Below are 9,086 nucleotides of genomic sequence, written 5' to 3' on the forward strand. Positions count from 1 at the left end.
TCATCGAAGGAATAATAATATTGATGCAGTTATTCACCATCGGTCACTCTAATCACGAAATTGCCTCATTTATGCTTCTACTTAAGAAGCATAATATAACTGCCCTTGCTGATGTTCGTTCTCATCCTTATAGCCGATTTCTCAAGCATTTTAATCAGTCAATATTGTCAAATGCTTTAAAAAGTGAAGGCATTTACTATGTGTTTTTGGGCAAGGAATTAGGAGCCAGACCGAGCAGCCAAGAATGTTATGTCAATGGTCAAGCTTTATACGAAAAAATTGCGAAAACATCTGCTTTTAATCATGGAATTGAACGAATTTTACAGGGAGTGAAAAAACATCGAATTGCCCTTATGTGTGCGGAGAAAGACCCGATTGAATGTCATAGAGCGATTCTGGTTTGTCAACATCTACGTCATTGCGATTTAGATATTTATCATATTCTCAAAAATGGTGACTTGGAATCTCATGACCATCTGGAAGAAAGAATGCTGTTTAAACATAGTTTGACCGATTTTTCAGCAAGTAGTCAAAAAGAAATTCAGCTTTCTTTATTTGTCGAGCCAAATAGCAATCTTCTCACAAAAGCAGAATGTTTGGAGAAAGCTTATAAGCTTCAGGGTGATGCAATTGCTTATATAGAAACAAGTGGTAATCAAGATGAACAGGACAATCAATCTCTTTACAATCGGCTTTACTCAAAAGACTGCACAGAAGTTCTTTGATGACTTACAAAAAGCTGGTGTTAAGAGAGTTATAGATACTCGTTTAAATAATGTTTCCCAGTTAGCAGGATTTAGTAAAAAAGCTGACCTAGAATATTTTTTAAAAGTCATCGGTGGAATTGACTATGTTCATGTTTTAGACTTAGCTCCAACTCAAGATATTCTTGATGAATATAAAAAGAAAAAAGTTGATTGGACAATATACGAACAAAAATTTAGACAACTTATTAGTAGCCGGAGGATTGAAACAAAAGTTTCTCCAGATGTAATTAATAACGCTTGTTTACTCTGTAGTGAGGCAAAACCTCATAATTGTCACCGTCGTTTAGTGGCGGAATATTTAAAGGAGAAATGGGGGAATATCAATATATGTCATCTCTGAAAAAAATTGTCTGTCTTGCTAATTCATGGAAATTAAATGAACGCTGTATCGCTGGAATTGATATTAGTTCAGGAAATTGGGTTCGTCCTGTGTGTGATTCTCTTTATCCAGAAGATGGCAGGGTTCCACGATCAGTTAGACTAATTTCTGATAAAGAACCAAAAGTTTTAGATATTCTCGAAATTCCCCTTGCTGATACTGGCAATGATTTTGGGTTTGAATCGGAAAATCTTTCCGTTTTACCCGGTGAATGGAAATGTGTAGGTAGATTCAATATCAATGATTTGGGAAAGTATTGTAGAACCCCAACAAAAATACTGCACAATTCAATTAAATATGTTAATCCTTCTTATTTGAAAAACCTTAATTTCAATCAACGTTATACTCTCCAGTTGATTCATGTGCAGAGTTTTAGAGTATATCAAAAAGAAAATTCAAAAGGAAATTTTGAGTGGCGTGGCACAATTACAACAGCGAATGGTAACAGTTTGACAGAAGCAAAGATAACTGATCCCGTATTTGTCGAGAAATTAAATACAGGCTATCAACCTCAGCAAAACTGTTTTGTTACCGTCAGTCTTAGTCTGCCTTGGGTCTCTTCGGCAAATTGGGAAGGAGAAGCTCCCTGCTGGAAATTAATAGCAGCTGTAATTGAATTATAGGAATTACGGCTAGACAACTTTTTTATAGGTTGTTTGCTCGAAAAAATCTCTGTTCGTGAAATTTTCAGAGCTATGAACAGTGGAGTTGAACAGACTGAAGTGGGCGGGGTAAATCCCCAGTATTCTACCAGTAAATTTAGCATAAATGCTGGAGCGATCAAGGGAAAATAAACTGGTAGAATCTGAATAGAAGTGGTTACTTTGGCGATCGCTAATACTGCATCGAAATTTTCGCCGCGGGTAATCAAGCGATCAAAAGTAGATGAATTCATGGGGAGATTCTTAGATGTTCGCCGCCGATACTCAAGCAATTCTCTTGCTTTGTGCCAATTTTGGACAAAATCGCCCTACAACCAGATATGAAGATTGCTAAACTGGATTCTTGGCATCTTTTTTCCCTACTCAACTGAAATCGTCTAAAACTGACTGAAAGTGTCGGCTAATTTATCAGCAATTCCCTCGATCCAAATTTCATCTTGTTTAGTATAACTGCGCGGCGCATTTGCCGCCAAAATTAACACCCCTTCCTTACCGATGGGTTGACAGATTAAGCCTTGGGTGTTTTCTGGCAAATAGTCAAACTCGATTTTAGCGGGATATAAATTTAAATTAACTAAATAAACGGCTTTACCGGTTTCTAAAACTCTTTTGATAATATTACTAACTTTAACTTCAGAATTCTGGCTTAAGATACCGCGACGTAATAAAACTTCTCCCCGATAATAAACGATCAGAGATTTTGTCACGGTGTTAGTTAAAAGTAAATGGGAAGCCCAAGCAAGCTCAATTTTAACCGGTTCTGGCAAATCTGGGGCAAATTCCAGGCCTTCGCGCCCGATTAATTCCACAGCATCCGGTAAGCGGGGTTGAACTCTTTGCCAGATTAAACCCACCAAAATTAAAACCCCACTCAAAATCACTCCCATCACATCGGAACGCGCTTGCGATGGGGTTAAATCGGCAGTGGCAAAACGATTAAACATTAATACCGTACCCCCGACGATGCCGGCGAACAGGGGTAACAGTCTTAAAATACGATTGGGATCAGCTTGTGCCATAGCTGAGAACTATTCCTCGTCTGGTTCTAGAATACGTTGAAAAAGATAGCCTGTACCTCTAGCGGTGAGAATTAACTCAGGATTGCTGGGATCATCCTCTAATTTGGCTCGTAAACGGGAAATATGCACATCTACCACCCGCGTATCCACATGACGTTCGGGGGTATAACCCCAAACTTCCTGAAGGATTTCCGAGCGCGAAAAAGCTTCTCCCGAGCGACTGACCAATAATTCTAGTAAACTAAATTCCATACCGGTCAGACGGATGCGTTCATCCCCCTTATAAACTTGGCGTTTATTGGTATCGATTTTAATTGAACCGATATGAATCACACCAGAACTGGGAATCCCCGGGGCGCCATTTTTCTCTACCCGACGCAACACCGAACGAATCCGCGCTTCGAGTTCTTTGGGAGAAAAAGGTTTAACTACATAGTCATCCGCGCCCAATTCTAGCCCGGTAATTCGATCGGCCACATCCCCCAAAGCCGTTAACATAATGATAGGAATATCCGATTCTTTGCGGAGTTCCTGACAGACACCGTAACCGTCTAATTTCGGCATCATCACATCCAAAACCACTAAATCGGGTTCGGCGGTGCGGAAGGTTTCTAAAGCTTCCTCGCCGTCGGCGGCGGTGACGACTTCATAACCAATCATCGACAAACGAGTCTCTAAGATACGACGGATGCTGGCTTCATCATCAACAACGAGAATTTTTTCCTTCTGGTTCTCCAACTGACTTAACACTCCTTAGTTAAATAGTGTGATGAATTTTAAAGTTAAATAACGAGCGTTCCTGTTTATAGAATATCCTTTTGCCGTTATCATTAAGCCTAAATTTCCTATTTTATTTCTTTTATGGCAATTATCAATAACTTTATGGTCTTCCTTCCCCCCTATCATACTTAATTAAATTTGACAAGAGAATTGATCCCCAAACCGCTTTTCTTCAACTTTTCTTAAAAAACATGGCGAAATCGCGAACAATATATATCTGTAGCGCTTGTGGGGCGGAATCTCCCCAATGGTTGGGAAAATGCCCCAGTTGTGACACCTACGGGACGCTAGAAGAACAAGTGGTGGCTGGTGGCAATAATCCGGCGGTAAATCGCCCAGGATGGCAAAATAGTCGCCCAAATAACGGCAAAGGGCAACGCAACCCCCAACCGCGCATCTCGGTGCGCTTCTCGGAAATTACCCAGTATGAACAGGAACGTTTTCCCTCCGGTTACGGCGAATTCGATCGCGTTCTCGGTGGTGGCATTGTCCCCGGTTCTCTTGTACTAATCGGCGGCGATCCGGGTATCGGCAAATCGACGCTTTTACTGCAAGTTACCAACCAACTCGCCCAAAGATTACCGCGCATCCTCTACGTTTCCGCTGAAGAATCGGGACAACAGATTAAACTGCGGGCTGCCCGTTTAGGAGTGGGAGTGGTCCCCGTGGAGTCGGAAAATAATGGCAATGGCAAGGATAAAAAAGCCTCTGAATCAACCGCAGAACTCGATAATCATCTCTATGTTCTGCCAGAAACCGATTTAGAGGAAATTTTGCGGGAATTAGAATCTCTACGCCCACAGGTGGCGGTAATTGACAGTATTCAAACTCTTTATTTTGGGGCGTTAACTTCCGCACCGGGATCCGTCGCCCAAGTTCGCGAATGTACCTCCGCCTTGATGCAGGTGGCAAAACGGGAGAATATTACTTTATTGATTGTCGGTCATGTTACTAAAGAAGGGGCGATCGCTGGTCCGCGAGTTTTGGAACATTTGGTCGATACGGTGTTATATTTTGAAGGCGATCGCTATGCCTCCCATCGTCTCTTAAGATCCGTGAAAAACCGTTTTGGGGCAACCCATGAGATCGGTATTTTCGAGATGGTGGATCACGGTTTGGTGGAAGTGGAAAACCCCTCAGAATTGTTTTTAGGCAATCGCGACGAATTTTCCCCGGGTACGGCGACGGTGGTAGCCTGTGAAGGTACACGCCCGATTGTGGTGGAGTTACAGGCATTAGTTAGCCCCACCAGCTACGCTTCCCCGCGCCGATCGACCACGGGCATAGAATACAACCGATTACAGCAAATTCTCGCCGTTTTAGAAAAGCGCGTCGGCATTCCTTTATCGAAATTAGATGCCTATGTTGCCTCCGCAGGAGGGTTGGGAGTGGAAGAACCGGCGGCGGATCTGGGAGTTGCGATCGCTGTTGTTGCTAGTTTTCGCGATCGAGTCGTGGATCCGCGCACAGTCTTAATCGGGGAAGTGGGATTAGGCGGACAAGTGCGCCTAGTGTCGCAAATGGAACTAAGATTAAAAGAAGCGGCTAAATTGGGCTTTAAACGGGCGATTGTCCCTAGAGGTCAAGTTTATCCCGAAGATGTGGGCTTAGAAATTGTTCCAGTCGGCAAGGTAATCGAGGCAATTGTCGCCGCAATCCCCCCCCAGCAGCGCTTTGGGGAAGATATAGAAGACGAGGAAGGGGAAGGGCAAGAATAACGGTACAATGCTAAAAAAGATTAAATTACTTGGGAGATTTTCACCATGTCTGTGTTAGCTGTTGCTGCTTTGGCGGGTTATCTGATCGTTTTTACCGGAATTGCCCTCGGTCTCTTTTTCGGTCTGCGCGCCGCTAAAATTATCTAGTATATAAACAGGAAAAAGCTTTAGTGATCGGTTTAACTGGTCACTATTGCCAATTCTAGGGGAAATAAAAAATGACTGTTATTCTAGACTTAAAAACTCTCTACGAAATTGATGATTCTCTCTGGTTAGAAGAAACTATCGAACTGCTCAAGGCTAAAAATTTTGAAGCGCTAGACTTAGAAAACTTGATCGAGGAGTTAGAAGACTTGGGAAACGAGAAGAAGTTTCGTGTTGCTGGTTTTTTACAGCAAATTATCAGACATTGTTTATTATTACAATTTTGGATAAGCGAGAGAGAATATAATCAAGCTCATTGGCGTTCAGAAATTATCAATTTTAAAGATGAACTTAATACTTATTTGACGACTAATTTAAGAAATTATCTAGAACATAATTTGGCAACTATTTATGAAAAAGCCCTTCGCTATCTTCGTCAAAAAACCGATAATAAAGTCAACTTTCCCGATACTTGTCCCTACAGTTTAGCAGAACTGCTCGCTCCTAATTGGCTACCACCTTACAAATAAAGGAGATAAAAAATGACTGTTATTCCCGACTTAAAAACTCTCTACGAAATTGATGATTCTCTCTGGTTAGAAGAAACCATTGAACTGCTCAAGGCGAAAAAATTTGACGCTTTAGATTTAGAAAACTTGCTCGAGGAGTTAGAAGACTTGGGAAACGAGAAGAAGTTTCGTATTGCTAGTTTTTTACAGCAAATTATTAGACATTGTTTATTATTACAATTTTGGACAAGTGAAAGAAAATATAATCAAGCTCATTGGCAAGCAGAGATAGTTAGTTTTAAAGATAAACTAAAACGTTATTTAACCACAAATCTTCGTAAATATCTAGAACAGGAATTTGAGCAAATTTACTTTGAGTCCGTGCGATATGTTCGTCAAAAAACCGATAATAAAGTCAACTTTCCCGATACTTGTCCCTACAGTTTAGAAGAACTTCTCGATCCCAATTGGCTACCACCTTACGAATAAAGGAGATGATAATGACTGTTATTCCCGACTTAAAAACTCTCTACGAGATTGATGATTCCCTCTGGTTGGAAGAAACTATCGAACTCTTGAAAGCGAGAAGATTTGACGCTTTAGATTTAGAAAACTTAATCGAGGAATTAGAAGACTTGGGAAACGAAAAAAAGTTTCGTGTTGCTAGTTTTTTACAGCAAATTATTAGACATTGTTTGCTCCTACAGTTTTGGACAGAGGCAAGAGCATATAATCAGGATCACTGGGAGTTAGAAATAGTCAACTTTCAAATTCAGCTAAAAAGACGCTTAACCACCAATCTCCGTAATTATTTACAAAATGAATTAACTAATATTTATGAAGATGCAGTTTTCTTGGTGCGGAAAAAGACAAAAAATAAAGTTACTTTCCCTAATACTTGTCCCTACAGTTTAGAAGAACTTCTCGATCCTAATTGGCTACCACCATACGAATAAAGGAGATGATAATGACTGTTATTCCCGACTTAAAAACTATCTACGAAATTGATGATTCCCTCTGGTTGGAAGAAACTATCGAACTCTTAAAAGCGAAGAGATTTGACGCTTTAGATTTAGATAATTTAATCGAGGAGTTAGAAGATTTGGGTAACGAAAAAAAGTTTCGTGTTGCTAGTTTTTTACAGCAAATTATTCGTCATGCTTTGTTACTGCAATTTTGGACAAGGGAAAGAGAATATAATCAAAGTCATTGGGAATCAGAACTGGTAAATTTTCAAGATCAATTAAATACCTACCTAACGGCAAGTTTACGGAAATATTTAGAACAAGAATTTGATAAGATTTATCAGAAGGCAATCCGTTATGTGAGAAAAAAGACAAAAAATCAAGTTACTTTCCCTAATACTTGTCCCTACAGTTTAGAAGAACTTCTCGATCCTAATTGGCTACCACCTTACGAATAAAGGAGATGATAATGACTGTTATTCCCGACTTAAAAATTCTCTACGAAATTGATGATTCCCTCTGGTTGGAAGAAACTATCGAACTCTTAAAAGCGAAGAGATTTGACGCTTTAGACTTAGAAAACTTAATCGAGGAATTAGAAGATTTGGGTAACGAAAAAAAGTTTCGTGTTGCTAGTTTATCAGAGCAAATTATTAGACATTATTTACTGCTACAATTTTGGACAAGTGAAAGAGAATATAATCGTAGTCATTGGCGTTCAGAAATCGTCAATTTCAAAAACCAGATCGACACTTATTTAACTACTAATCCCCGCAATTATCTCACTCAAGAATTACCTCGTATTTACCAGAAAGCTTTAAATTATGTTAGAGAAAAAACCGATAATCAAGTTAGTTTTCCTGGGGAATGTCCCTACAGTTTAGAAAATCGCCTTGATCTCGATTGGTTCCCTCCAGAAAATGAATAAAGGAAAAAACGAAATGCTGAAAAAGTTTCTACGTTGGCTGATTATTGGGGGAACCTTATTTTTTGTTCTCAGTAACCTTAAAAATAACTGGGATAACGTCACCTCAGTTAGAATTGAAAATCATGGTTGGTTATTTCTTTTCTTGGCACTTGTAACCACTGTTATCGCTCAAATTTGGGCAGGATGGGTGTGGACATGGATACTCAAAAGCTATCAACAACCGATTAAAACCTCTACAGGAATTGGCATCTATATGATTACCAATTTAGGAAAATATCTACCCGGTAATATCGGTCACTTTTATGCTCGCATCGTGGCAATTAATAAAGCAGGAAGTGATTGGGGAACCGCTAGTTTAAGCGTTTTATTAGAACTTTTATTGCTGGTGTGTGCAGCCTTAGCCATAGCAGTTATTGGTAGTGGTTTAGGTTGGATGAAATCTAGCTCAAGTCTAGGGATACAGATATTAGTTTTAGGATTAATTTTAATCGGCATTCATCCCAAATTTTTAAATTATCCTCTGAAAATCCTCAGCCAAAAGAAAAAGATTGCTCAAGAACCTGTTTATCTAACTAAATATCCTCTTGTACCTCTCCTGGGTGAAACTGGATTTTTATTGTGGCGCGGTGCGGGTTTTATTTTAGCTTGGATGGTATTAAAAATGATTACCCCCGCTCAGATTTTACCCCTCTTAGGAACCTTTAGTTTTGCTTGGTTATTGGGTTTAGTTGTCCCCGGAGCGCCGGGAGGATTAGGAGTGTTTGAAGCCACAGTGATCGCACTTTTAGACACAGAAAAATTTCCCGCCGCTAACGTACTTGTCACCGTTGCTATCTATCGTTTAATTAGCATTCTCTCCGAAGTCATTGCCGCCGGAATCGGGACAAAATTAGTTAAAGATAAAGCCAAGTTTTTTAGTTAGCTTAAGGATATTAGTCGGGTGTGTGCGACCAATGTAATGCACCCGGAAGAAAAGTTTTGATCATTGTTAAGTGAAGATAATTGTCTCAACTCCTAAAATCTATCTCCTGACCCCTAAATTTTGATGTAACATAGGAGCAATAATCAGCAAAAACATGGATACTCCCACCTAGAGAGGCCAAAAAAATGACGATTGCCAAAAGCGACGAAACTGCCACCTCTCCGGCACTGATAGAAGAAGATTTCGAGGACTTCTGGGAACCCCCCCCACCCCCCACAGACTTAATTTTTGAT

General features: G+C 40.0%; 13 protein-coding genes and 1 pseudogene. 12 read left to right on the forward strand and 2 right to left on the reverse strand.

The window, feature by feature from the left end; genetic code table 11:
• Nucleotides 1–23 precede the first annotated feature (23 nt).
• Genes H6G48_RS02125 through H6G48_RS02135 form a run of 3 tightly spaced genes read left to right on the forward strand, consistent with a single transcriptional unit; the run spans nt 24 to nt 1,769 of the window.
• Nucleotides 24–725, forward strand: coding sequence for a DUF488 domain-containing protein (locus tag H6G48_RS02125; protein WP_061433144.1), 702 nt, complete (start codon nt 24–26; stop codon nt 723–725).
• Entirely contained in the window at nt 661–1,107 is a 447-nt protein-coding gene (locus tag H6G48_RS02130) for a DUF488 domain-containing protein (protein ID WP_002804177.1), read from the forward strand. Before H6G48_RS02125 ends, H6G48_RS02130 begins: the two co-directional genes overlap by 65 nt.
• A complete protein-coding gene (locus tag H6G48_RS02135) occupies nt 1,095–1,769 on the forward strand; it encodes a dual OB domain-containing protein (RefSeq protein ID WP_239698203.1) in 675 nt (224 codons plus the stop codon). The genes H6G48_RS02130 and H6G48_RS02135 overlap by 13 nt, the downstream gene beginning before the upstream one ends.
• 416 nt (nt 1,770–2,185) lie before the next feature.
• On the opposite strand, the gene H6G48_RS02140 is transcribed toward H6G48_RS02135, so the two are convergent.
• Together H6G48_RS02140 and rpaB are read right to left on the reverse strand one after the other, a co-directional pair.
• Entirely contained in the window at nt 2,186–2,827 is a 642-nt protein-coding gene (locus H6G48_RS02140; RefSeq protein WP_079208335.1) for a cofactor assembly of complex C subunit B, read from the reverse strand.
• Nucleotides 2,828–2,836: 9 nt separating this feature from the next.
• Nucleotides 2,837–3,565, reverse strand: a complete 729-nt coding sequence (gene rpaB / locus H6G48_RS02145) for a response regulator transcription factor RpaB (RefSeq protein ID WP_002781934.1) — start codon at nt 3,563–3,565, stop codon at nt 2,837–2,839.
• A 233-nt stretch (nt 3,566–3,798) separates the two neighbouring features.
• Between rpaB and radA the strand changes: the two genes are divergently transcribed.
• The 9 genes and pseudogenes from radA to H6G48_RS27610 form a co-directional block, all read left to right on the forward strand.
• Entirely contained in the window at nt 3,799–5,325 is a 1,527-nt protein-coding gene (radA, locus tag H6G48_RS02150) for a DNA repair protein RadA (protein ID WP_190718605.1), read from the forward strand.
• 45 nt (nt 5,326–5,370) lie between these two features.
• Nucleotides 5,371–5,472 (forward strand): cytochrome b6-f complex subunit PetL, encoded by a 102-nt coding sequence (gene petL / locus H6G48_RS02155; RefSeq protein ID WP_002791324.1) that lies wholly within the window; start codon nt 5,371–5,373, stop codon nt 5,470–5,472.
• 71 nt (nt 5,473–5,543) lie between these two features.
• Entirely contained in the window at nt 5,544–5,999 is a 456-nt protein-coding gene (locus H6G48_RS02160) for a DUF29 domain-containing protein (RefSeq protein ID WP_190718608.1), read from the forward strand.
• Between the two features lie 12 nt (nt 6,000–6,011).
• Nucleotides 6,012–6,467 carry a DUF29 domain-containing protein gene (locus H6G48_RS02165; RefSeq protein WP_190718611.1) on the forward strand — a complete coding sequence of 152 codons (456 nt, stop codon included), beginning with the start codon at nt 6,012–6,014 and terminating at the stop codon, nt 6,465–6,467.
• An 11-nt stretch (nt 6,468–6,478) separates the two neighbouring features.
• Nucleotides 6,479–6,934: a DUF29 domain-containing protein gene (locus H6G48_RS02170; protein ID WP_190718614.1), complete on the forward strand. Its 456-nt coding sequence runs from the start codon at nt 6,479–6,481 to the stop codon at nt 6,932–6,934.
• Between the two features lie 11 nt (nt 6,935–6,945).
• Entirely contained in the window at nt 6,946–7,401 is a 456-nt protein-coding gene (locus H6G48_RS02175) for a DUF29 domain-containing protein (protein WP_190718618.1), read from the forward strand.
• Between the two features lie 11 nt (nt 7,402–7,412).
• Nucleotides 7,413–7,871 (forward strand): DUF29 domain-containing protein, encoded by a 459-nt coding sequence (locus tag H6G48_RS02180; RefSeq protein ID WP_190718621.1) that lies wholly within the window; start codon nt 7,413–7,415, stop codon nt 7,869–7,871.
• The gene (locus tag H6G48_RS02185; protein ID WP_072923696.1) at nt 7,864–8,793 is read left to right on the forward strand and encodes a lysylphosphatidylglycerol synthase transmembrane domain-containing protein; all 930 of its coding nucleotides are present in this window, start codon (nt 7,864–7,866) and stop codon (nt 8,791–8,793) included. The genes H6G48_RS02180 and H6G48_RS02185 overlap by 8 nt, the downstream gene beginning before the upstream one ends.
• 185 nt (nt 8,794–8,978) lie before the next feature.
• Nucleotides 8,979–9,086: pseudogene (locus tag H6G48_RS27610) on the forward strand (Uma2 family endonuclease); the annotation flags it as partial.

Origin of the sequence: Microcystis flos-aquae FACHB-1344, assembly GCF_014698375.1 — a bacterium.
Lineage (GTDB): Bacteria > Cyanobacteriota > Cyanobacteriia > Cyanobacteriales > Microcystaceae > Microcystis > Microcystis aeruginosa.

What these genes read in the sequence shown, in the direction of transcription:
- H6G48_RS02125 (WP_061433144.1), top strand. Translation starts at nt 24, where the DNA reads ATGCAGTTATTCACCATCGGTCACTCTAATCACGAAATTGCCTCATTT.
- H6G48_RS02130 (WP_002804177.1), top strand. Translation starts at nt 661, where the DNA reads ATGAACAGGACAATCAATCTCTTTACAATCGGCTTTACTCAAAAGACT.
- H6G48_RS02135 (WP_239698203.1), top strand. Translation starts at nt 1,095, where the DNA reads ATGTCATCTCTGAAAAAAATTGTCTGTCTTGCTAATTCATGGAAATTA.
- H6G48_RS02140 (WP_079208335.1), bottom strand. Translation starts at nt 2,827, where the DNA reads ATGGCACAAGCTGATCCCAATCGTATTTTAAGACTGTTACCCCTGTTC.
- radA (WP_190718605.1), top strand. Translation starts at nt 3,799, where the DNA reads ATGGCGAAATCGCGAACAATATATATCTGTAGCGCTTGTGGGGCGGAA.
- petL (WP_002791324.1), top strand. Translation starts at nt 5,371, where the DNA reads ATGTCTGTGTTAGCTGTTGCTGCTTTGGCGGGTTATCTGATCGTTTTT.
- H6G48_RS02160 (WP_190718608.1), top strand. Translation starts at nt 5,544, where the DNA reads ATGACTGTTATTCTAGACTTAAAAACTCTCTACGAAATTGATGATTCT.
- H6G48_RS02165 (WP_190718611.1), top strand. Translation starts at nt 6,012, where the DNA reads ATGACTGTTATTCCCGACTTAAAAACTCTCTACGAAATTGATGATTCT.
- H6G48_RS02170 (WP_190718614.1), top strand. Translation starts at nt 6,479, where the DNA reads ATGACTGTTATTCCCGACTTAAAAACTCTCTACGAGATTGATGATTCC.
- H6G48_RS02175 (WP_190718618.1), top strand. Translation starts at nt 6,946, where the DNA reads ATGACTGTTATTCCCGACTTAAAAACTATCTACGAAATTGATGATTCC.
- H6G48_RS02180 (WP_190718621.1), top strand. Translation starts at nt 7,413, where the DNA reads ATGACTGTTATTCCCGACTTAAAAATTCTCTACGAAATTGATGATTCC.
- H6G48_RS02185 (WP_072923696.1), top strand. Translation starts at nt 7,864, where the DNA reads ATGAATAAAGGAAAAAACGAAATGCTGAAAAAGTTTCTACGTTGGCTG.